The 22722-nt window shown below is 54.6% G+C and carries 20 protein-coding genes; 10 read left to right on the top strand and 10 right to left on the bottom strand.

The annotated features are described in order from the left end of the window. Positions 1-25: 25 nt before the first annotated feature. Both SD425_RS16245 and SD425_RS16240 read left to right on the top strand, forming a co-directional pair. Positions 26-673, top strand: coding sequence for a 3'-5' exonuclease (locus SD425_RS16245; RefSeq protein WP_324670989.1), 648 nt, complete (start codon positions 26-28; stop codon positions 671-673). 146 nt (positions 674-819) lie between these two features. Continuing rightward, positions 820-2727 (top strand): DUF294 nucleotidyltransferase-like domain-containing protein, encoded by a 1908-nt coding sequence (locus SD425_RS16240; protein ID WP_324670988.1) that lies wholly within the window; start codon positions 820-822, stop codon positions 2725-2727. 64 nt (positions 2728-2791) lie between these two features. Here SD425_RS16240 and SD425_RS16235 read toward each other — a convergent pair whose 3' ends face one another. After that, complete coding sequence (locus SD425_RS16235; RefSeq protein WP_324670987.1) at positions 2792-3181, bottom strand: hypothetical protein; 390 nt, start codon at positions 3179-3181, stop codon at positions 2792-2794. 87 nt (positions 3182-3268) lie between these two features. Beyond that, a complete protein-coding gene (locus SD425_RS16230; protein ID WP_324670986.1) occupies positions 3269-3463 on the bottom strand; it encodes a DUF2256 domain-containing protein in 195 nt (64 codons plus the stop codon). Between the two features lie 130 nt (positions 3464-3593). Between SD425_RS16230 and SD425_RS16225 the strand changes: the two genes are divergently transcribed. Further along, positions 3594-4322: a class I SAM-dependent methyltransferase gene (locus SD425_RS16225; RefSeq protein ID WP_324670985.1), complete on the top strand. Its 729-nt coding sequence runs from the start codon at positions 3594-3596 to the stop codon at positions 4320-4322. Between the two features lie 68 nt (positions 4323-4390). Here the strand turns inward: SD425_RS16225 and SD425_RS16220 are convergent, their stop codons facing one another. Further along, positions 4391-5596: an anhydro-N-acetylmuramic acid kinase gene (locus SD425_RS16220; protein WP_324670984.1), complete on the bottom strand. Its 1206-nt coding sequence runs from the start codon at positions 5594-5596 to the stop codon at positions 4391-4393. 253 nt (positions 5597-5849) lie between these two features. On the opposite strand from SD425_RS16220, the gene SD425_RS16215 reads away from it, so the two are divergent. Continuing rightward, entirely contained in the window at positions 5850-6302 is a 453-nt protein-coding gene (locus tag SD425_RS16215; protein ID WP_324670983.1) for a thioesterase family protein, read from the top strand. A gap of 87 nt (positions 6303-6389) precedes the next feature. Here SD425_RS16215 and SD425_RS16210 read toward each other — a convergent pair whose 3' ends face one another. The 3 genes from SD425_RS16210 to SD425_RS16200 all read right to left on the bottom strand — a co-directional run bounded on the left by SD425_RS16210 (position 6390) and on the right by SD425_RS16200 (position 10407). Further along, the gene (locus SD425_RS16210) at positions 6390-6932 is read right to left on the bottom strand and encodes a DinB family protein (protein ID WP_324670982.1); all 543 of its coding nucleotides are present in this window, start codon (positions 6930-6932) and stop codon (positions 6390-6392) included. A gap of 299 nt (positions 6933-7231) precedes the next feature. Next, entirely contained in the window at positions 7232-8215 is a 984-nt protein-coding gene (locus SD425_RS16205) for a pyruvate dehydrogenase complex E1 component subunit beta (RefSeq protein ID WP_324670981.1), read from the bottom strand. A 245-nt stretch (positions 8216-8460) separates the two neighbouring features. Beyond that, positions 8461-10407, bottom strand: coding sequence for an LIC_10190 family membrane protein (locus tag SD425_RS16200; protein WP_324670980.1), 1947 nt, complete (start codon positions 10405-10407; stop codon positions 8461-8463). Positions 10408-10779: 372 nt separating this feature from the next. On the opposite strand from SD425_RS16200, the gene SD425_RS16195 reads away from it, so the two are divergent. After that, on the top strand, positions 10780-11157 hold the full coding sequence (locus SD425_RS16195) for a hypothetical protein (protein WP_324670979.1): 378 nt from the start codon (positions 10780-10782) through the stop codon (positions 11155-11157). 116 nt (positions 11158-11273) lie between these two features. On the opposite strand, the gene SD425_RS16190 is transcribed toward SD425_RS16195, so the two are convergent. Further along, positions 11274-13001 carry a tetratricopeptide repeat protein gene (locus SD425_RS16190; protein WP_324670978.1) on the bottom strand — a complete coding sequence of 576 codons (1728 nt, stop codon included), beginning with the start codon at positions 12999-13001 and terminating at the stop codon, positions 11274-11276. Between the two features lie 260 nt (positions 13002-13261). On the opposite strand from SD425_RS16190, the gene SD425_RS16185 reads away from it, so the two are divergent. After that, positions 13262-13480, top strand: coding sequence for a PspC domain-containing protein (locus SD425_RS16185; RefSeq protein WP_188814505.1), 219 nt, complete (start codon positions 13262-13264; stop codon positions 13478-13480). A gap of 4 nt (positions 13481-13484) precedes the next feature. On the opposite strand, the gene SD425_RS16180 is transcribed toward SD425_RS16185, so the two are convergent. Together SD425_RS16180 and SD425_RS16175 are read right to left on the bottom strand one after the other, a co-directional pair. Beyond that, the gene (locus tag SD425_RS16180; protein ID WP_324670977.1) at positions 13485-14573 is read right to left on the bottom strand and encodes a glycosyltransferase family 2 protein; all 1089 of its coding nucleotides are present in this window, start codon (positions 14571-14573) and stop codon (positions 13485-13487) included. Further along, positions 14563-14892 (bottom strand): YbaB/EbfC family nucleoid-associated protein, encoded by a 330-nt coding sequence (locus SD425_RS16175; protein WP_324670976.1) that lies wholly within the window; start codon positions 14890-14892, stop codon positions 14563-14565. Before SD425_RS16175 ends, SD425_RS16180 begins: the two co-directional genes overlap by 11 nt. Positions 14893-15426: 534 nt before the next feature. Between SD425_RS16175 and SD425_RS16170 the strand changes: the two genes are divergently transcribed. From SD425_RS16170 to SD425_RS16160, 3 genes are all read left to right on the top strand, one after another. Then, a complete protein-coding gene (locus SD425_RS16170) occupies positions 15427-15666 on the top strand; it encodes a hypothetical protein (RefSeq protein WP_324670975.1) in 240 nt (79 codons plus the stop codon). Between the two features lie 292 nt (positions 15667-15958). Beyond that, a complete protein-coding gene (locus tag SD425_RS16165) occupies positions 15959-16138 on the top strand; it encodes a hypothetical protein (RefSeq protein WP_324670974.1) in 180 nt (59 codons plus the stop codon). Between the two features lie 77 nt (positions 16139-16215). Next, entirely contained in the window at positions 16216-16437 is a 222-nt protein-coding gene (locus SD425_RS16160) for a hypothetical protein (RefSeq protein ID WP_324670973.1), read from the top strand. 181 nt (positions 16438-16618) lie between these two features. Here SD425_RS16160 and SD425_RS16155 read toward each other — a convergent pair whose 3' ends face one another. Next, complete coding sequence (locus SD425_RS16155) at positions 16619-19354, bottom strand: bifunctional YncE family protein/alkaline phosphatase family protein (RefSeq protein ID WP_324670972.1); 2736 nt, start codon at positions 19352-19354, stop codon at positions 16619-16621. A 443-nt stretch (positions 19355-19797) separates the two neighbouring features. Here SD425_RS16155 and SD425_RS16150 point away from each other — a divergent pair, with 443 nt between their 5' ends. Continuing rightward, on the top strand, positions 19798-22719 hold the full coding sequence (locus SD425_RS16150; RefSeq protein ID WP_324670971.1) for a SusC/RagA family TonB-linked outer membrane protein: 2922 nt from the start codon (positions 19798-19800) through the stop codon (positions 22717-22719). The last annotated feature ends 3 nt before the right edge of the window (positions 22720-22722 follow it).

Below are 22722 nucleotides of genomic sequence, written 5' to 3'. Positions count from 1 at the left end.
GCGGCGTATCCAAGATTTAAGGGTTGTGAGAGAGTTTTTGCTATTCGTTGATACGGAAACGTCAGGACTGCCTACCGACTGGAGCCAACCGTATGCGGCCGAGCAGAACTGGCCCTACATCGTGCAGCTAGCTTGGGTGATTTATACCAAGGAAGGAGAGCAGGTAAAGGCCGAAAATCACTACTTGTCGCTGCCAGAGGATGTCGCGATTAGCCCGTCGTCTGGCAAGGTTCACGGGCTGACCTCTGCGTTTTTGCAAGCACATGGTCAAAGTAGAAGCTTGGTAATGCAGCGCTTACACGATGACCTATCCCAGTACCAGCCGCTCGTAGTAGCGCACTTCATGGAATTGGATCTGCATATGCTCGGGGCTGGGTTCTACCGCGCCCAAATCGACAACCCTTTACAAAGCTTACCCACTTTTTGCACCATGAAGCTGACCGAACGATTCGTGCGGCCGGCGCAACAGCGATACTTATCACTGGGTGATTTGTACAAACGGCTTTTCCACGAGCCCTTGCTGCACCAGCATGATGCCCGGGTAGATGCCCAAGCAGCGGCCCGTTGTTTTTTCGAATTACTACGCAAAGGCGACATAAACGAGCAAACGATTGCGCACCAGCAGCTACCGAAAGAAATTGCGGTGCAACGCCGTCGTTGGTGGCAACTGTAGGAGTTGCGAGCCTTTGCAAAGCTGACTTGCGGCCCTGGTAGCCATCATCCGAGGCAGGTAGCTTGCCGCTTATTGCTGAAATTGCGACTCCGTATTGTATTATGTGCCTAGCTACCTTACGCACTTCTTTTTATGATGCCCGCTCTATGAACGAGGAACGCTTAGCTTTTCTGAAAACTGTAACGCCCTTCAACGTGCTGTCCGAGGATGTGCTGCGGGGGGTAGTAGATCTGTTGCAAGAGATACGGCACCCGAAAGAAGCCGTGATTCACTTGCAGGACGAGTCGAAAATGCGCGGGGTAGAGATTGTGGTCGAAGGCGAGTACGAAACGTTTTTCTACGATAGTGAGCAGAACAAGCGCGTAATTGAGTATTACCGCCGAGGTTCTTGCTACGGCGGCGTATCTATTCTGCTGAACAAAAAACGGTCGATTCGCACAGTCATTGCCAAGAAAGGCACGCTGGTGTACTTCCTGCACCGCCACGACTTCAAGGCCTTGTGCCAAGCGTACGAGAACTTCTTCCATTATTTCACCGCCCGTTATGGGCAGCGCATGCTCGATGATGAGTACGCGCATTTCGTGAAACCGTCGCGGGCTCCGGAAGAAAATGCCATTGCCGCCGACCAGTTCTACTCGCGCCGTATCGAAGCCATCGAATTCCGCGATTTGGTGACTTGCCCGCAGGATGCCCCCGTGTACGAAGCGGCCCGCGCCATGGCGGAAGGCAAAACCAGCTGCTTGTTTGTAACTGATGCGCAATCGAACGTTATCGGGTACGTGACGGATATCACACTGCGTGACAATGTGGTGGCCCAGCAAGCGCCCACTGATTCGCCGGTGGCGAGCATTATGGATGCGCCGGTGCTGTCCATCGAAAGTACGGCGTACGTGTACGAGGCGCTGTTGCTGATGTTCCGTACCAAAACGCGCTACCTGCTGATCAGCCGCAACGGCGAGTACATCGGCTTTATCAGTCGGAACAAGCTGTTGAGCGACCAAGGACAGTCGCCGTTTGTGTTTATTCAATCGGTGCGGCAGGCGCTGTCGGTCAATGAGCTGAAGCGCCGCTGGGAAGAGGTGCCCAAGATGGTGTACCAACTGCTAAACCGCGGTGTGCGGGCTGAAATCGTCAACCAAGTTATTACGGCCGTGGCTGACACCATTGCCTTGCGCGTCATTGAAGGCGTGGTAGTGGAGATGGGCCCGCCGCCGGCCAAGTTCGTGTTTATGGTGCTAGGTAGCGAAGGGCGCAAGGAGCAAACCCTGCTTACCGACCAAGACAACGCCATTATCTACGAAGACAAAGCCAACGAACACCGCGAGGAGGTGCGCGAGTACTTCCTGCGCTTCGCCGAAATCATTTCCGACCGCCTCAACTCCATTGGGTTTAGCTTCTGCGAGGGTGGCTACATGGCAAAAAACCATAAGTGGACGCACTCACTGTCGCACTGGAAGCGCAACTACCAGGAGTGGATGGCCGAATCTAACCCGGATACGGTGATGAAGTTTTCGGCCTTTTTCGACTGCCGCTACCTCTACGGCGAGCCAAGCATCATGGCCGAGTTGAAGGAGTTTATGAACCAAGAGCTGCAAGGTCCCTTGGATAGCTTCTTCTTCCACATGACCAAAAATGCGCTGCAATACGAGCCATCATTGACGTTCTTCCGCAACATCCGCACGTTTGCTAGGGGCAATCAGCAGGTGTTCAACCTGAAGAAAACCATGACGCCCATCGTGGACTTGGTGCGGGTGTATGCCCTTAAGCACCGCATCTTTCTCACAAACACCGGCGAACGGCTAGAGGCGCTGTGGCACGAGCAAGTGTTCACCGAGAAGGAGTACCATGAATTGCTGCACGCGTATTATTACCTGATGGGTATGCGCCTGAAGAAACAAGCTGTGCAGATCATCAACGACCGCACCATGCCTGACAACTACCTAGACCCCAACAAGCTAACGAAAGTAGAGCAGGTGACGCTCAAGGAAATATTCAAGGTGATTTCCGACTTTCAGGTGCGCATCAAGGTTGGCTTTACCAAGTCGCTTTATTAAAGCAGTAGCCCGTAGCACGGGACGAATTTCCACGCTACGGGCTACTGCTTAAGGCAACTAAAGCTTAATGCACAATGCGCAGCTCGTAGTCGGTGCCGCCGTCGAGCGCTTTGATGGCAAAGGCTCCCACGCGGCTGGGGCCGTACCCTAGGTTTACTTTCACAAATTCGTCGCGCACGGGCAGTAGCTCTAGAATTTCCTGGCGTAAGCTAGCTAGGTCCTCCTGCATGTTCTGGAGCTTGAGCTGCACTTCGTCGGCTTGTTGATCGAAGCTGCCGGTGGCAGGGCGTTGATCGAATTCCTGCTCCGATTCAGTTACTTCGGCATCCATCACGGGCAGGTTACGGGCCGTGATGGATGCTTTGCGCAGCTCTTCTTCGGCTGCGAGGTAAGCCGTGACTTTTTCTTCGAGCGGCAACAGAGAAGGATCGAGGTAATCGAGGTTACTGGCCATGGGGGAGAGGCGGAAAAGAGTAAGTGGTCAGCCCAACAACGCAAACAAGCCTAGCAAGGATGCACCACCCCGCGGAATCGCTGGAGCCTAGCTCGCGGCAGTCATTGCGTCTTGCGCCCGAGGCTTGTTGCGCTGGCACTTTTCGCCGCAATACTTCACTTCTTCCCAGCAGTTGCGCCACTTCTTGCGGTAGGCAAAAGGCCGGCCGCAGGTCAGGCAGATCTTGGTGGGTAGGGTCGACTTCGTGAAGTGGGGCGTGCCGTCTGGCTTGGCGTGGGGCATAAGAATCAGGTGTTGGCTAGCTGCTGGTGGCCTCAGGCCAACGCATTTTCTCGTCACTGCTCAAAACCGCTAGGCTTACGTATTAGTTACAAATGCCTACCCGCTGGCTACGTCCACCTATCTTTGCCCTATGTCACATTCACCCATTGCTGACCCAATTGGTCAGGCGCTGCTTGCGTATCAACACGGCGACAAGCGCGCCACTGTCATCGTGCATTCCAATGTTACGGAAGAGGATAAGCTGCCCGCCAGCTACTTATTTCGCACGCTATGGGAAATGCCTGAGCTAGAGCGCACCGCGTTGGAAGAATGCCGCGGCCGTATTCTTGATGCTGGTGCCGGGGCCGGGGCACACGCGCTAGAGCTGCAAAGCCGTGGCTTCGAGGTGAAAGCCATCGACGTATCAGCGGGAGCCATAGAAGTCATGCAAGCTAGGGGCGTGCGGGAAGTAGCCCGTCACGACATCTTCGACGCGCCCGCCACCCAAGAGCATTTCGATACCATTCTGATGCTCATGAATGGCCTAGGACTAGTTGGAAACCTGGAAGGGCTGGAGAAATTTCTGGTGCATGCGCGCTCTTTGCTGGCGCCCGGCGGCCAGATTCTGGCTACTTCCTCTGATATCAGCTACCTCTACGAAGACGAAGAAGGTGCCCTGGTGCTTAATCTTAACGGGCCTTATTACGGCGAGGTAGAGTACACCATGACCTACAAAGACGAAACCGGGCCTAGCTTCCCGTGGCTCTTTGCCGACCCAACGATCTTGCAGGATTACGCCGAAGCCGCCGGGTATGAAGTGGAGTTCGTAGACGAAGACGATCAGCAGCAATATCTAGCCCGCCTGACGCTCCGTAGTTGAGTGGCTGAGCAGGTTGTTGAACGTCATTTTTTACTCAGTCACTCAGTGCGAAGCCACTCAGTCACTCATTACTGCGCAAACGAAATTTTACCCATCGAAATAGCAGGGCTGCCCGGTTGACTAGGCTGAGCCGCTGGGTTCCCGACCAAGCATTCGTTTGCCAGCGTAGCAAATAGGACTGCTTCTTTCGCGTCGGGGTGGATACCTAGGTCGGCCGTGGTGTGGAAAGCGAAGCGCGGCAGCCGCTCACGCAGCGTATTCATCAAAACCGTGTTGTAAGTGCCGCCGCCGCTGGCGTAAATAGCTAGGTTGGCAGTCGATGCCGTGGGGGCGCACCGCTCAATAGCCTGGATAATTCCTTCGGCACTAAACTGCGTGAGCGTGGCGAGCAGATCGACTGGAGACAGGTTGGTAGCCTGGGCGCGCTGTTGCGCGGTAGCCACGTAAGCCATGCTGAATAGCTCCGGGCCGGTCGTCTTGGGAAAGTCGGCGGCAAAGAAAGGATTCGCCAGCAGCGCGGCGAGCAGCGGTTGGTGTACCTGCCCTTGCGCAGCTAGGTCGCCGTTGGCATCGAAGCTTTTTTCGGGAAAGAAGTGCCGGGTGAAGGCGTCGAGTAAAGTGTTGCCGGTGCCCACATCGGTGGCAAATACCTTAGCCGGATCGAGGGAGCCAGGTAAGTAGGTAAAGTTGGCAATGCCCCCCATGTTCAGCAAGATGCGGTCTTCACCGGCTTTCGAAAGCAGTAGGTAATCGCCGTAAGCAGCCAACGGAGCTCCCTCGCCGCCAGCGGCAATATGTTTCTGGCGAAAGTCACTGATCGTCAGAATCCCGGAGCGCACCGCAACATGGTCGCCGTCGCCAATTTGTAAGGTTGCATTCGGAAAGCTAACGTGACCGTGTTGGCGTTGCGGCGCATGAAAAACAGTTTGCCCGTGGCTCGCAATGCAGTCTACTTCGGTAGGCTCAATTTGCCAATCACGCAAGCAGGCCAGCACCATGTCGGCGTGCAGCAGCCCAATCCATGGGTTCAATAAGCAGAGGTGCTCGAAGTCAATTTCAGACTTGGCAAATACGCGGCGGATTTCTGCTTTTACTTCCTCGGTGTAAGGCACCGTAGCGAATCGCTCTACCTGCACTTGTGTGGTCGTTCCATTGCCCTGAAAGCGGCATAGCGCTACATCTAGGCCATCGAGCGAAGTGCCCGACATAAGGCCAATGATCCGTCGAGCAGGCTTTTGCGCAATGGTAAAAAGGTGGTGCAGGTTGGGGTTCATAAACAGCGCTACAACAATGAGCCGACAAGTTGCAAAAGAGGACCCCGATTTTGTAAACTGCAGCGGCATTTGTATCAACCGAATCGCTTTATTTGTGGCCGTACGGCGCCATATCCCTATTTTTGATCGGAAAATAAGTATACCGGAGTCAGCTCTGAGTAATAAAAAGGCACAAAACAGTACATGGTACAAGCAGCGATATGGTTGCTTATAGCAAGTTGTGTACACCCACTTATCCTCCTTTACTTCCTGAATGCAGCCGCAACCTTTCGAGAAAACGTACACCGCGCGCTGGGCCGATATGGACCCGAATGTGCACATGCGCCATTCTGCTTACACCGACTATGCTGCGCAGCTTCGCCTAGAGTACCTAGCTGAGCACGGGTTCCCCATGCAGACATTTGCCAAGCTAGCTATTGGTCCCATCCTGTTCCGCGAGGATACGCGCTTTCTGAAGGAGATTGGGCTAAGCGAAGTGATACGGGTCAGGGGCGAACTGGCTGGGTTGAGCGAAGATGGTTCGCGGTGGCGCATTGTGCACACCATCTTCAAAGCCGATGGCCGTCCGGCCGCCACGATTACGGTGGACGGAGCTTGGATGGATCTACGTCTGCGCAAGCTAACGCTGCCCCCCGACGATTTGGTGGAAGCTATGAAGCAGCTGCCGCGCCACGAGACGTACGCGGATATTGTTAAAAGCTCGTAGGAGCGCGCCCGACGTGTTTAAGTTTAACAGTCGGGCAACTCGTTGAGGATGGTTACGTCCTGCAGTTGAACGCGCTGTAGGGCTTTTCTATGCGCCTTGCACAGCCCGTGCAATTCGCTCCACTTGGCGTTGGTGGCGCAGCACGTGGTCGATCATAAAGTCGAGCGTCTGATAAATATTGAGCATGCCGGAGCGTGGGTGACGGAAGATAGCCCGGCCCAATAGCTTCGACGGAAATTCATTCAGAAGTTGTTCGAGGCGACGGCGCACGCTAGCCCACTCCGTTTGAAGTTGGCTGATGGGTGGGATTTCGGCGGGCATCATTCGCGCTAAGCGGTCCGGCGCTTTGAAGCGCAGAAAGGGCAGACGTAGTAATACGCGGAGCAAACTAGATCGGAAGAAAGACCCAATCCCCGCGTGAGCATGCCCGTCTTCCTGCATAACTTTCTTCTCCAAGTATTGCCCGATGCTAGCTTCAGCTAGTAACAAATGTTGCACGACGTGCGCCGCTGACCATTGCTCCGGCCCCGGTACCTGATGGTCTTTGGCGCCAAGTGCGGTAGCTGTGCTTAGCAGCTGTTCTGTGGCCCGTTCGAGCTGTTCAAAACGGATGTGCAAACGGTGATTCATACGTGCAGAGCGGAGTAGAGTGGGAAAGGAGCAACTCAACAGCAGATACGAAAAACCAAGCCGTTCTGGCTCAAATGAAGCAGGTTTTATCCTAAAAAACCTAGGTTGATAAGCGCCCATCTGCCAACCCCACGCCGCAGGTGCTAGGCTGGTGTGGCTGCGGGCGGCTGCCGGTCCGACGACAATCAGTTTACCAATTGGTTTTCATGTTGTGCGCAGGCTAAAATAACCAGCGGGCCACAAACAAGAAGAGCCGCCCTTGTGCGGGGCGGCTCTTCTGGAAGCTAGGAAAACTGATCTTAGGCAGTCTTGTACAGTACGTTCTTCACTGCCTTCACCGTGCGAGCTACGTTCGGCAGCGATGCTTCGATGAGGGTAGGCGCGTAGGGTAACGGCACGTCGGCGCAGGTAATGCGCTCCACGGGGGCGTCGAGGTAGTCGAATGCGCGGCGCTGGATGATGTAGCCTAGCTCCGAGCTGATGCTAGCCAGCGGCCAAGCTTCTTCTACAATCACGATGCGGTTGGTTTTCTTCACCGACTCCACCAGCGTATCGTAGTCGATTGGGCGCACTGAGCGCAGGTCGATTACTTCGGCTTCGATGCCTTCCTTGGCTAACTCGTCGGCGGCAGCGTACACTACCTTCATCATCTTGCCGAAGCTCACCAGTGTTACGTCTTTGCCTTGGCGCACCACGTTGGCTTTGCCAATTTCCAGCAAGTACTCTTCCTCTGGTACTTCTCCTTTGTCGCCGTACATCAGCTCCGACTCCATGAAGATCACCGGATCGGGGTCACGGATGGCGCTCTTCAGCAAGCCTTTGGCGTCGTAGGGGTTAGAAGGAACAACTACTTTCAGACCAGGGCAGTTGGCGTACCAATTTTCAAAGTTCTGGGAGTGCTGCGAGGAGAGCATACCCGCGTTGCCGGTTGGGCCACGGAAGACGATCGGGCAAGAGTACTGACCACCCGACATGGAGTACGTCTTGGCGGCAGCGTTGATTACCTGGTCGATGGCTACCAGCGAGAAGTTGAAGGTCATGAATTCGATGATCGGAATCAGGCCGTTCATAGCCGCGCCTACGCCGATGCCCGCGAAGCCTAGCTCCGCAATCGGTGTATCAATCACGCGCTTCGCGCCGAACTCGTCGAGCATGCCCTGGCTTACTTTGTAGGCGCCGTTGTACTCGGCCACTTCTTCGCCCATCAGGAACACGCGCTCATCGCGCCGCATTTCTTCGGACAGGGCTTCACGCAGGGCTTCCCGGAATTGGATGGTCCGCATAGGTATTGGTTGACAGAGAAATCGATAAACTCAAAAGAAGAAAAGCCGGCGCAAACCGGCCCGTAAAGCTACAACGCTTGGGGCGGATGGGCAAACTCGCCGGACATCTTCGGCGCCGCAAACTAACAAAGGCTGCCTACGGGCAGTGACAGAGCTAGCCGTTCGGCCAAACGAGCGAGATGTACCACGCCACCTAGGGTACTAATAGCGCCGGCTGCTTTCTGCTGTGCCTAAGCTGAGTGTTCCTAGCGAGAAGCGGCTTGGCAAGGCAGAAAACCCTCGCGGAGCTGGTCAGAACGCAGGCAAATAGACGAGGGACTGGTGCTGGTCGCCGGAAATGGCGCATACCAGTACCCGTACTCGGGATGCGCCGGGTGAGCAGCGGGGCGCAGGAACTTAACCTGTTTAACCCGGAATACCTCAAACGTGTTGACTGGGTACGGAGCCGGTAGCAGCCACCGTTGCGTAGTGGCAACCAAGCCGTTGGCCTGCAGCTGGCCATGTCGCGTGAGTGTGTACACGAGCTTTAGCTTGGTCGTACCCGGTAAGTAGGCGCGCAGTGAATAGTAACCTGTAGAGTCGATTGGGTAGCAGGCTGCTACCATAACGCGCGTATCTTCCGCAGGTAGGTGAGCTAGCAAGGAGCTAAACTCGGTCGGAGTCAGTTGACGGGGCACGCCAAAGGAGCGCAGCTCGATCAACGTTGTAGTGGCTAGCAAAGCGGCTACCATGCTCAATGCAAGCCAAGGTCTAAGATTTAAGTGCAGCTTACGACTACACACCGCCAGAAGCGGAATGAGCAGTAAGCAGAACAACGGCAGGACGAAGGCGTAACCAAATCGGTAAGCCGGCGCGGAATTAAACCAGAAGACAATGCCGAGTAAAGTCACGCCGATCAGCAAGCTCCATTTTGTGCGGTGCTGACTTTGCCAAGTGCGGCAGCGTATAAATATTCCTAGGTTAATTAGTGCTAAACCCGGCAACAAGAGCGTTATAAAACGATCATACGGTTGCTGCTGCTGCCACCAGATTGGCAACCAGTAGCTTACAGGCTTTCCATATACATTGTACTGGGTCAGCGCCGGATTGCGGGCAAAGTTGCGGATGTACGAGACGTGGTCAGCTACACTTGTTGCAGGAACTTTCCAATCAACCGTTAAGAGGTCCAGGGCTGGAAAAGGAAAGAACAAGTATCCCGTTAACGTAACCGTGTTAAGGAGCCAAGGAAGGGTTAGGATCAAGCCAAAGCTCACCATACGGATAAGCAAATTTACTTTGATGCGGCCTGGCCTAGGGTAATGCCAAAACCAGAACAAAGGAATCAGCACTAAGGGAACCACCGTCAGCTTAATGGTTATAGCGTACAGAATAAGTAGTACTACAGCTAAGTGACCTAGGGCCAACGGTTGGCTTCTACTAGGAACACCCAATTCTGCCGTTTGGCTAAGTATTGTGAACGTTAATACGATGGAGGCTGAGTCGGCTCCCAGCGATAAGATGCCGTAGCTACCCCAAAAGAGTAGAACGAACCCAAGCAAAAGCCTAAATAGAGCCGTGTAGGAGAGCAAACCAGTTTGTTTGCGAGTGAGAGGAGCCAGCGCATAGCCAGTGAAGAGTATCAACGTGAGCGGCATCAGGCTTTGCACAGGGCTACCTAACCATTGCCCCCAACTGCTAAGCACCTCCGTAGCAAACCAGGACGAGTTGTAACCCAGATGCAAATCCAGGTTTGCTAAGCCCGGCACAGTTCCCATTTCTTCCAGCCAGCGCACGAATGGAGCGTGGTAAACGGCTGTGTCCCCATCAAGTGGTGGTAGCGTGCCTAAAACAAGCAAATTCAATCCTACCAATACCATGGTCACCCAGGCAAGGGGACTCCAGTGCGCGAACTGCAAACGGAGGCTTCCTACTACCTGCTGCCAGCCGCTGCGACTGAGCAGAGGTAAGCCCACTGACAGAAGCCCAACAGTTAAAAAGGTCGGGCCGCGCAAAGGGCCAAACAGAGCCCAAGTTTCGAGCAGGGCTGTGAGTAGCGCGATGCCCAGCCACCATATTACCAGCACTGATACGGATTCAGTGTCATTAGAAGAAAGATAGGTTTTGCTCCACCGCCGAAGTTGGTCCAAAAACCAGCTCCCAAATGATAATGGCACCAGCAACATCCACAAACACGATAATAATAAAAGAACCATGAAGTAATATGAAGTAGAACTATCGGGTAAAAGTGGGGAGAAATTCCCGGCTCACGACAGCCAGCGTACAAAGATGAGCGGCATTAGAGGTTATTGCAGTTCGTGGCGGCTGGTTGGTAAAGCTAGGGTGCCGAAGTTGTTCTGGCGAGGCGTGTGGCTGTGCCATAGGAGATTGCAAATCCCCGGCTCACGACAGCCGGATTATAAATCCGGCCGAGCTAGGTTAGATTTTCTACCTTGTGAGCGCAGCTAAATGGTGCAGATTAGTATCTGTGGCGTTCGGTTAATGTTGAAAATTCAGATGCCTTCTCTCCTGTCCCTCATCTAATGTCATTAGGACGTCAACTCACAATCCTATATGGTTGCGCCTTAATGGCCGGTTCTGTGCGTATGTTTTTTCCGCAACTGTCCTGGTTTGATAGACTCAGCTTATGGCACACCCCATTATGGCGGTTGGCTATTGCTTTCTTCGTTGCGCCTATTATTGAACTAGCATACTACGGCATTGCCTATTTGATTGCTAGCTTCAGCTTTAAGCTCGTGATGACATTTTTAGGTAAGCAGTTTACACAACTAACCGCCTTACTTGTTGGGCTGACTCATGGCATTGTCTGGTCATTCCTAACAACCCTGATTGTGTACCATTTGGATATTCGTGGTTCGATAGGAACTGTGCTATGTATTTATGGATTCGTTGGGCTTGTTTACGGCTGGTTGTATCATGGTGCTTCGCGAGCTTATAAAGAATAGCCTAGGTAGTAATTTGGTAAACTAGTGGACAGAATAATTCAGATGGCTTGACATGCAAGCTTTTTCAAAAGCGGTCTAATCGCCAGAAGGGGTTTAGGAAGTCTGAGTAAGTATCCTTACCGCAGCGCCTCCACAAACGTCTTACTCCCCGCGTATTCCTGAAACTCTAGGTCTTCTACGGCGCGGTTGGCAAAGCTTCGGTCTAGCTCCACGGCGCGGCGCAGCTGTTGACCTAGCAACGTTTCGTTCTTGGTGCGGGCCGCTACCACGGCCTGGCAGTAATAGGAGAGGGCATCGTTGGGTTTCAGCTGCAACGCCTCGTAGTAGAGCACCGTAGCGCCAGCGTGGTCACCTTTTAGCAGGTGAATTAGCGCCCGGTTCATTAAGTTTTGGTAGGTTTTGTTGCTGTAGCTGAGGCTGCCGAGCGCATCGTCGAGTTGACCGATTTCAATTTCGAGCGCGGCTTTGTCGGCAAATACTTTGTAGAGCATCTGGCGGGCGCCTCCTAGCTTGATAGCGTAGTCGTAGCTCTGCAGGGCTTCGAGCCGGTCGCCGGCGCGGTGGTAGGCGCTGGCGGCACGGTAGAAGAGGGCAGCCGTGGGGTTGCGGTGCGCGGCCAGCACGAAGTTGGTCGCGGCGCGACGTAGGTAAGCGCGTTCCACTTTGGCATTCACCTCTTTCTCCGAGCGGAGCTGCAACACGACCCCTAGGTTGTAGTAGGCCTCCCAACGACCAGTGGTAGCAACCGAGGTTTCGTAGATGCGCTGCTTTTCGGCTAGTAGCGGTGTGAGCTGGGCCGAGTAGCGGAGCTCTTCCGGCGTGAGGGCGTCGGCTTCCGTTTGCTTCTCCACAATCTTCTTGGAGAGTAGATAAATCTCCGAGTCGTAGCGTTTGGGCGCGGTGTACTTCACAGCCACCGTGCCGAAGCGCATGACTGGGTAGACATATTGCTCTAGGTAGTCGTAGAAGGAGAGGGTGCGCAGGCGACGCTCTTTCTCAGCAAAGGTGCCTGGGGTGTCGTTGATGATAAACAACACGGAGTCAATCTGATCGGGTTTTAGTGCGGAGGCTTGTACTTTGTTCAAAAACAAGTCCCAGCGACGGTGGTAGGCAGCAGTTTCGAACTTGATGCTGCGCACCGAGTTAAGATACGAGTAGCCATCTACGCGCTTCTTGTAGTAGCGCAGCAGGGCCTGCACGCGCTTGTCTGCTAGCCGCGGGTCGCGCATATCGAGCGAGTCGGGGGAGTGGCCAGCCACTACCATCACCTTTTCGGTGTGTTGGTTGGCGTCGATGAAATCTTCTAGCGCGGCCACGTTGGTACCTAGGTAGTTGCGGATGGCCGACTGTCCCGCGTCGAAGAAAAACGGCAACACGCGCGTGCCACTCATAACGTTGCTAACGCTGATGGGCACAATCTGAATAGCGGTATCCTGCCGCACCACCAAGCGCCCCGTCGTCACGATGCCGCGGGCTAGGGTAATTTCTGGCGCCCGGCGCCGCTGGCTTTCCTGCCCTAGCTCATACACTTCAGGCGTAGCTACCAGAAAGCCGGGGTTTTTAGTGGCTACGTAGGGAAAGGAAAACTGCTTGGTAATGACGAGCTGGTTTTTGTGCTCGGGGTCGTACACGTACTCGCCGGAAAGGAATGCAAGACGACCCACGGTGTCTTCGCTCAAACCGTTGTTGTAGCGGTAGCGCAGGTTGAGGCGGTAGGCTTTGCCGCGGTGCAAGTGTTTTACAGGTACGCGCGCGGTCACTTCAAACAGCACATTTTCGCCGTTGCTGTCCAGTACCGACGGTTGCACACTTACTTGACGTCCGGCCTCCGCAACCTTAAGCATGCGCGGCAACGTACAACTAGTAAGTGTACTTGTAGCTAGTAAAACCAGCGCCGATGACCACCGGCACAAAACACTTTTCATAAGGAACAAACAGGCGAAAGGCGGCGCGGAATATCGGAAGAACAAATGCAAAGCTGCATTGCAGAAACGAAAATTAGCGTGATTTGCTACCGATGTGCTTGTAAGCTGCTAGGTTTCGTTTTATTTTAAGGAGTGTTAGCTACGCTAATTATCTGTAAAGGAGTGTAAAGGAGATAAGTATGAAGCGGATAACTGATTTCATCGAGAAGCAGAGCTTTGGAGTCTGCAATGCTCTGGGAAACCGGTTGGGGTTCTCCACCAGCAGTGTGCGGCTTTCCTTCATTTATGCCTCTTTTTTCACGTTTGGCTCGCCGGTGGTATTATACTTTGCCCTGGCATTCTGGTTAAACGTGCGCCGAGCCATGCGCCGACAGCGGAGCACCGTTTGGGATTTGTAAGCTATTAGCTGTTGGCTACTAGCTTGTAGCTTTCCTGTTGTGTAGTCGGCTGAATAGCCAGCTCCAAGAACGTACGCTTGCTCTGCACGAAGTAGGCCCATACGAGGCTTCCGGGATACGTTCCTGGCCGTTCGGCCAAGCGCAACCTAGGTTGCGCTTCTTGCCGCCGTTTTTTCCAGTAAGATCGGTCTTTTAGAAAATCACGATGGGCCCGCAGGATGGCGCGTGCGTCGGCAATAGCTCCCTGCGCCAGAAACCGCGCGGCTGCTACCCAATCCAGTAATATCCGCGTAGCTAAAACGCTACGCAACTCCGGCTCTGGTAGGTTTTTGTACACTAGTGCTAGCCCGTTGCGAAAGTTCAGGTAGGTCTTGCGCGGATTGGACTTGTGCAGCGTGCCGCCCCCAACGTGATACACCGTGCTGCTTCCTTGGTACCAGACTTCGTAGCCGGCATTCCACAGGCGCCAACACAGGTCGATTTCTTCCATGTGGGCAAAGAATGCCTTTTCCAGCCCGCCCATGGCGTGCCAGGCCGCCGCCTGCACCATCATGCACGCACCCGTAGCCCACGCCACCGGCCGGGCATCGTCGTACTGGCCGGTGTCGGTTTCGATCGTATCGAAGAGGCGGCCGCGGCAAAAGGGGTAACCTAGCTTGTCGAGGTAGCCCCCGCCCGCGCCAGCGTACTCAAACTGCTCGGGAGCAGCGTACGAACGGATTTTGGGCTGGCAGGCCGCTAGGGTAGGGCGCTCCGCAAACAGTGCGCGGATGGGTTGCAACCAGCCCGGCGTCACGGCCACGTCGGAGTTGAGCAGCACGTAAAATGCGGCGTCTACCTGGCGCAACGCTTGGTTGTAGCCCTCGCAAAAACCTAGGTTTTCGGGGTGCTGAATCAGTTCTACCGTTGGAAACTCTCGGCGCAGCACGCCCACCGAATCATCCGTGGAGGCATTATCGGCGACGATGACGCGGGCGCCATCGGCGTAAGCAAGCACGGAAGGCAGGAACTGTCGCAGCAGCTCCTGGCCGTTCCAGTTCATAATGACAATGGCAATATCGGTGCAATCCACCGCGCGGGTATTAGAGGCCAAAGTTGCCTAGGTCGAGGCCCGGCAGATTGGGCATCAGGCCAGCTGTTTTGCTTTTCAACGATTCGCGAGCTTGTTCGCCGGCTTCCTGTATGGCCTTGTTCACGGCGGCTACTACCAAGTCGGCGAGCATGTCGCGGTCGGTGAGCAGCGTTTCGTCGATTTCCAGCTTTAGCAGGAGCCGTTCGCCGTTGGCTGTTGCTTTCACCAAGCCGCCCCCCGACTCCGCGGTGGCGGTAATGTATTGCATTTCGCTCTGGGCCTGCTGCATTTTCTCTTGCAGCTCTTTCACCTTGCCCATCATGCCCATCATATCAAACATAAGCGTGTAATCTAAGTTTCCAGCGTCTGGAAGCGGTTTTCGAATGAGAAATCAGTGCGGGCTCCTTCATCTAGTCTCTGAATACCCCGCACGAGCGTAAGAGCATATCCTTGCCAAGTAGATGAGGGAAGCCACCTTTAAACACTTTTGATGACGAAAGGTAGCCTTACGCAAACAAATCTACGTGATTCGCCGCCACAAGGGTAGCCCATGCCTCCCGACTGCCAACAGTGAGAAGGCCTTACCTGTCACGTGCTGTTTGCGAAAGGTTGCGAAGAGCACCAGGCTACTAAAGGACTGCGCCAAGTGCGGGTCGCCGTTCCGCTACACGCCGGTATACGTTTCGTACCGCTAGTTTCCACGTTTTACCTACCTAGATAGTGGCAGTGCCTTGCTATGCAGGCATAATGGAATGATAACCTCTGCCCGATAAGCTCAACGGCCACGAGTGGTAGATTTGTCGCCGCATTTGTCGCCAGATCCACTTAAACGCGTATCGTGCTGCTTGTAGAACCTGCTGCTCCTTTTTCTGTCGTGTCCAAACGGTTCTTGGCTTTTCCGGTTCCGGCGCAATATGCTATTCTGCAGGCGTTACGGTGGACGGTTTTCGCGGAAGGTGTCTTTTTGCAAGTGCCCACCACGGAATGGCTCCGCCTGCTGCATCTGGTAGATCCGCTCATCCAAGTAGATTACAACTCCGGCGAAACTTATCAGGTTCAGGAAGGCCGTGGCCTGCTACTACAACTCCTCAATCATTACCTCGATGTGCGTTGAGCAGGACTGTGTTGGTGAGCTAGGTAACGGAAGAGTGCTTGAAGGGCCGTACGAGGCAGCCTAGGGTTTGATGTTCGGCCGCGGCAAGGCAAGTGGCCAGCAAGCTTCACCAAACCGTTACAGCATCGGCACATTGAGGTAATCTAAGACGCCGAATTTTGTCGCGACAATCGTTCTACGCTATGAACAACCGCAAGCAAACCTCGCGCGCCCATTGGCTTCTCCGTTTAGCGGCTCTCATCCGCCCGGCGCAAACAGCTACTCCGACTAGCACCGCGCCCAGCCTTTTCATATGAAAACGACCTTTCAGTACCGGAACGGTCGTTTCAACTATCGCCAGAAACGGCACCTCACTACCCAGGCAAGTCCTGTAGCGCCGCCCACAACGGAGCTAGCGTTTCCGGCGCCTTCACGGCAAACCCGGGAGCTAGGTGCTTCCTCCAAGCAGTTCGCTTGGGACAAGGCCGCCTAGCTTTTTTCTTCATCTGAGCAGCACACTGCCCTGGGTACTTCAACAGGTGCTTGGCTCTCGTCACTTATCGCGCAACCATGACCAACATCTTATTCAACCATTGCCACTTGTCGCCTTCCGACACACCCGTATCAGCTCCGGCAGTGCCCTCCACAAGCCGCCGGTTATTGAGCATCCGAATTGCTCTGGAACTCTGTGGGGTGCCACCGTTGAGCACAACGGCGAATATTTTGCTGGCCCGTTATGTCGCTGGTCGCGTTCCTCTAGCTGCCATCATGCCCACTCTGCTGCAAGGCTAAGGAGAGAAGTCTAGGTTACGAGAAGAACCAAAAAGCCCCCGGTTGCTGAGCAGCCGGGGGCTTTTGCTTGGAAGCTAGAAAACGAGATTTAGTCGTTATTCGACAAGTGATCAACCACCCTAAACCACACGGCTTGATGCGCGAAATTTATCTGCAGGAATCTAGGATGGTATAGCGCGCCTTAGTCGTCATCATCGTCTTCGTCCTTGCCGGCCATAGACGCGGGGTAGCGCTGCTTGCCTTTGGTGGCAAACCAGATAATGCGATTCATCAGATCGTCGTGCCCGCTGTCGATGTGGTCGAACTCAGGTCGCAGGGAAAGGCGGCCGAACCGGAGCGCTGCGCCCGTTAGCTTGGAAAGTGGCGGGTTGATTTGGTCGATGGGCACGCGGTTGCTCAGGCTGCGGAAGGGTTTGGCCGTTGGCTTATCGGCAAAGCAGTCGAACATGGGCAACGCCGTGGCATCCATGATGTTCATGGGCGGAATACCTAGGATCTGCTCAATCGAGCGCACAATGCACGTCTGGTTGTAGTTCGTCGAAACGGTTTTCTGCAAGCGGCTGTAGGGGCTCACCACAAACCCCGTGGTGCGGTAAGCCGACACATGGTCCCAGCCAGCTTGGGAGTCGTCCTCAGTCACAAATACCACGGTGTTCTTCCAAAAGCGGCTCTTGGTCAGGGCTTCAATCATTCGGCCAAGGGCTAGGTCGTTGTCGGCGACCATGGCGTTGGGCGTCGGGAAGCCGGGCCGGGTGCCCACCGTATGATCGGTGGAAAGGGCCATAACCGTCAGCTCCGGGAAAGCGTCGCCGGGTTGCTTTTCGTATTCTTCCAGCTCTTTAATAAAGGCGTCGGCCCGAATTTGGTCCGTGATTTTTAAATCGTCGGAGCCAGGATAGAGGGGGGAGAGGAGGGGGCGCACCCGGGAAATAGTGCTAGTGTTCGTGAATACGAACGGCTTGCCGGCTTTGCGGTTGTTGTAGATGTCGGTCCAGGTTAAGCTGTTGTCGTAGTGCGGCTTGCTGGCTTCCCCATAGATCCGGACGGTCTTGCCGTGGTCGGCGGCGTTGTTCCAGATAAAGCCGTTGGTGCTGTACACCAGCGCGTCTTCCTGCACGTGCGGGTAGCTCCGAAACCAGGCTCGCACACTCTTCTCCACGTAATCCGTCACCATTGCGGCATCCGTCCACTGGTGCCCCTCCGCCGACGATTTACCGGATACATAGTAGTTGTCCAGCAGCAAGAAGTCGCGGGCTAGCTGGTGCTGGTTGGGCGTGATGCTGTCCCCGAATATGCATAGCGACTTCATGCCCTTGCCCTCGGGCATGTCGCCCAGCACTTGGTCGTAGGTGCGATTCTCCTTGATAATGTAGATAACGTGCTTGAACACCGACGGCTCCCCAATGCGCTCGGGCATGGGCCTAGGTGCCACGTTCTCGCGGGGCAGGAGGCGAGCTAGGTCTTTACGAAACGTTAAGTTGAGCTTTTGCACCTTCTCCGAATGGCTCACCAGTTGGGCAGCGGTTGGCAGCGGAATCAGCGAAACGGTCGCTTTCTGGTGGTGGGAGTTGTAGATGGTGGCGCTACCACGCAGCGCAGTTTCCAAATCAACTCTTTCGCGCAGCATGTCCTGGTTGCTGACGCGTGCGCCTTCCCCTTCTATGTTCGTGACGAACAAGGAGTTCGTGCCAAGCGCCAAACCGCCGGGATACGCTTCCGTCGGAATAAAGCCCTGCACTTGGCTTGCGCCTTCAGCGCCCGCCCGCGAAGCTTGACGACCTAGCTTCACAACCGCCACGGCATTGTCGAGGCCATTGGCTACGTACAGAGTAGTGCCCGTGGGGTCGAGGGCTAGGGCGTTGGGCGTGTCGCCTACGAAGCCTTGTTGTCCCGGCATGAGCTGCACCGTTATGCTTTCGCTCACCTGCAAGCTGCCCACGGCAATGGCCGAAACCTGGTCACTGTTACCGTTGGCTACATACACAAACTGCTCGTCGGGGCTGGTAATAAGCGCGTTGGGGTGGAGCCCAACCGGCAGCTCTTTTACTAATTGACCATCGGCTAGGTTCAGAACCGTGATGGTGCCTTGGGCAATGGCACCAGTGCGGGGCTCGATGTACGCGCTGCCGTAGGGCACGCCGGCTACCTCGCGGCGCACCGTATCGGTCGGGACGGGGCCAGCCCAGTTGCTGACAAAGGCTTTTTGCCCGGCTATCGTGATGCCGTAGGGCGCGACGCCCGTGGGCTTGGTCCACACAACTTGCTCCGTAGCGAGGTCCAGCTTCACGAGTTGATTGTTGCCATTGAGCACCACGTAGAGGTAGTTCTGGCCGTTCTCCGTCGTGAGAGCTAGGTCATTGGGCAGGGCGAGAGGAGAGGCAACCGGCGCAAAAGAGAAGTGCCGCCGGGTCTTGATCTTGCCCCCCGTGTACACGGCCTCCAGCACGTAGGACTCGTGCGTCTGGCCGTTGGCTGCGCTCCAGAAGAGGTGAACGCCATCGGCTTGCGGCTGCACTTTCAGGCCTGAGTACGTGCTCATAAATCCTTTGTAGCGGGCATCGTCGAGGTAAGTCCAGCGGGCTGCCACGTTGCGCTTGACCGTGTCAAGCAGGGCCACGCCGTAGCGGTCTTCCACGGCCAGCAAAGGCATTTGCGGCACCAGCCGCACGTCCAGGCTATGGTTTTCTAGGTTCGAGCTGCCGTACACGATGGTTTTGCCCGCTGGCGAAATCAACCGGTTGTACGGCATGAGTACGGGCAACACATTGTTGTTCAGAGTGCTGTCGTCGTACGGGCTGTGCATCCGTGCCTGCTCCGCGCTTACCGATGTCTGCGGAGGTTTTTGGGTAGAGCAACTCGTAAAGACAACCCAGAAACCGAACAAGATAAGATGGGTAAAAAGGCGGGTACACTTCATGAGCTGCGCTTCAGGTAAGGCCAAAATTTACGCTACAAAGACGCGAAGGTACTGGTTGCTGGGTTCCGTAATTATTACTGCGGTATTATTGTTTTACTAAATACTTATAAGAATTTAGATGCGCTTGTGTAAAACAAAGTTCATGAGATAAATATATTTGCTTAATACTAAGTTAATCTTTGATCCGTGTCTAATGAATAAGGTAAATTTATTTAAAAGAAAAATTGCCGTATGTAGGCATTAGTAGAATAATCCAAATGATTATTACTTCAAGTAGATTGGTAATCTACCGTTAACCTTAAGGTAATAGCTAGGCCATTGCTTTGCAGAAGTTTTAAAAGACTAAGCAAGGGCCAATGAAAAAATACTACCCTCCAAAACACTCGACAATTGTTCTAAAGAAATTGCATCAGCGGGCATTCGTACTGCTGATATTTCTGACGTTGTCAACAGTTGCATTCGCGCAACAAACCGTCAAAGGCACGATAACCGACGAGAAGAATACGGCGCTACCGGGTGCTACCATCCGATTGAAAGACTCCAACAAAGCCGTGGCCGCTGGCGGTGATGGTACTTATACAATTGAAGTTGCTGCGCCCACCGACGTTTTGGTGTTCTCCGCCATCGGAACGGTAGCCAAAGAAGTAACAGTAGGCGCGCAAACCGTTATCAACGTTGCCCTAGCCAGCGATGCCAAGCAGCTAAGTGACGTAGTCGTAATTGGTTACGGTACGTCAACGAGGCAGGATATCACCGGCTCGGTAACCACCATCAAGTCCGAGGATTTCAACCAAGGGGTGCTGACGACCCCAGCGCAGCTGCTTCAAGGCAAAGTTGCTGGCCTGAACATCACTAAGAGCGGTGACCCCAACCAGCGGCCTTCCGTCGTGTTGCGCGGCCCTTCTACCATTCGCACGGTAAATGGCGGCGTCACGGAGCCCTTCTACGTGATTGACGGCGTGCCCGGCGCCTCTATCGACCTGCTAGCTCCTGATGATATTGCCAGCATTGAGGTCTTGAAAGATGCTTCTTCCACAGCTATTTACGGCGCAAGAGCGGCCAATGGGGTCATTATCATTACCACCAAAAAGTCGAAGGCCGGTCAAGCTAGGCTGACCTACAGCACGTACGGCGCGGTCGAGAAAGTGTCCAAGCGCATCAACATGCTAACCGCAGATGAGTTGCGGAAATACCTAGCCGATAACAAGGTAAAACCGCTAGCTAATCCGGCTGACGACGATGGCTCGAACACCAATTGGCAGGACTTAGTAGAGCGCACCAGCTATTCTACCAACCACAATCTGTCGTTTGGCGCCGCTGCTAATAATACGGACTACGGCGCTAGTGCCAATTACCTCAAGAATAACGGTATTTTGCGCCGCACTTCGCTAGAGCGTATTATTCTGCGCGGCTACGTTAATCAACGTTTCTTTAATAACCGGCTGAAGCTAGGTATTAATTTTATTAATAGTACCACCAATCAAAATGATATTCCGCAAACCAACGTGTTATCCGGAATGCTATTTTATCTGCCAACGGTAAGCCCTTTTAATCCGGATGGTAGTTACAAAGAAAACTATACCCGCACGGGTAGCGGCCCGCTTAATCCACTTTCGCTCGTTGATAATAATACGTATGTGACCAAGGATAATAAATCCTTAATCAATGGGGTGGTGCAGGTCGATATTCTGAAAGGCCTAAAATTCACGCTGACGGGTGCTACGCAGAAAACGCAAAACAACTTCAGCAGCTACCTGAATAGCAAGTCGGGGCTGGCGGTAAACCTAGGTGGGGTGGCTCGCCGCAACCAATACCTCAACACGAACGACGTGGTGGAGTCGTACTTCAACTACGACCGCGACCTAGGGCTGCATAGCTTCAAGTTGCTGGCTGGCTACTCCTATCAGCAAGACCGCACCAACGACGGCTTCGGCATCACGACCCAGAACTTCGCCAACGACGCCCTCAGCTACAACAACTTGTACCTGTCGAACCCGGCTTCGCTTTCGCAGATTGCCTTTACTAACAACCCCATTTCCACGCTTCGCCTCATCTCGCAGTACGGCCGCGTGCAATACCAGTACGGCGACCGGTACCTAGCCCAGGCCTCGATCCGCCGCGACGGTTCTTCGGCCTTCGGTAAGAACAACCGCTACGGCTACTTCCCCACGGTGGCCCTAGGCTGGCGCGTGATCAACGAGAAGTTCATGCAGGATTTGCCGGCTCTGACCGATTTGAAAATCCGGGCGGGCTACGGGGTATCGGGTAACAGCCAAGGCTTCGACGCCTTCTCGTCCATCCTGATCTACGGCACGCCGCCGGGCAGCAGCAAATACCTGAATAACGGCACCATCGCCAACGTGGTGAACGCCGTGCGCAATGAAAATCCCGACCTGAAGTGGGAAAGCACCGCTACCACCAACATCGGTATTGATTTCGGCGCCTTGGATAACCGTATCACGGGTTCGGTTGACTACTACATCAAGAAAACCAGCGACTTGATCAACGATGCGCTGCCGGTGTCTTCCACGCAGTTTCAGTACACCACCTACACCGCCAACGTGGGCCGCATGACCAACAAAGGCATCGAAGTGGCCTTGAACGTGGTGCCGGTTCGCACGAATAACTTCCGCTGGACGTCCTCGCTCAACTTCTCGCATAACAAAAACAACATCGACAACCTGTCGGCGGGGCAGTTTACCATTCCCTACATCCAGACGGCGCAGCTAGGGGGGAAGGGCCAGTCGGGCAACTACAGCCAGATTGTGCAGCCCGGCTCTCCGCTCGGCACGTTCATGCTGTGGCACTACATGGGCAAAAACGAAGCGGGCGTGAGCACCTACCAGAAAGCCGACGGCAGCATCACGGCCACGCAGCCCCTCACGACTGATCAGCGCCTCGCCGGCAGCGCCCAGCCGACGTTGATTTACGGTTGGAACAACAGCTTCAGCTACAAGGGCTTCGATCTGAACTTCTTGGTGCGCGGGGTAACCGGCAATAAGATCCTGAACGCCACCCTAGCTTCCCTGAATAACCCCGCCGACTCGAAGCTCCAGAACATTCCGCGCTTCACGCTGGGCGAATCGTTCAACGACATCAACGGCTACCTCATCTCCGACCGCTTCCTGGAAGACGGCTCCTACCTGCGCCTCGACAACGCCACGCTCGGCTACACGATTCGTCCGAAAGTGCCCGCGGTGAAAGCTATCCGCCTCTACGTGACCGGCAACAACCTGTTCATTATCACCAAGTATCGTGGCATCGACCCCGAAATCAACATCGGCGGTCTGACCCCGGGTATCGACAACAATAACTTCTACCCGAAAACGCGCACGCTGATTCTGGGGCTAAACGCCTCGTTTTAAGAA

Source organism: Hymenobacter sp. GOD-10R (genome assembly GCF_035609205.1).
Taxonomy (GTDB): Bacteria; Bacteroidota; Bacteroidia; order Cytophagales; family Hymenobacteraceae; genus Hymenobacter.
Note: the sequence above shows the minus strand (reverse complement) of the source record. Positions and strands in the feature narration are given on the sequence as shown.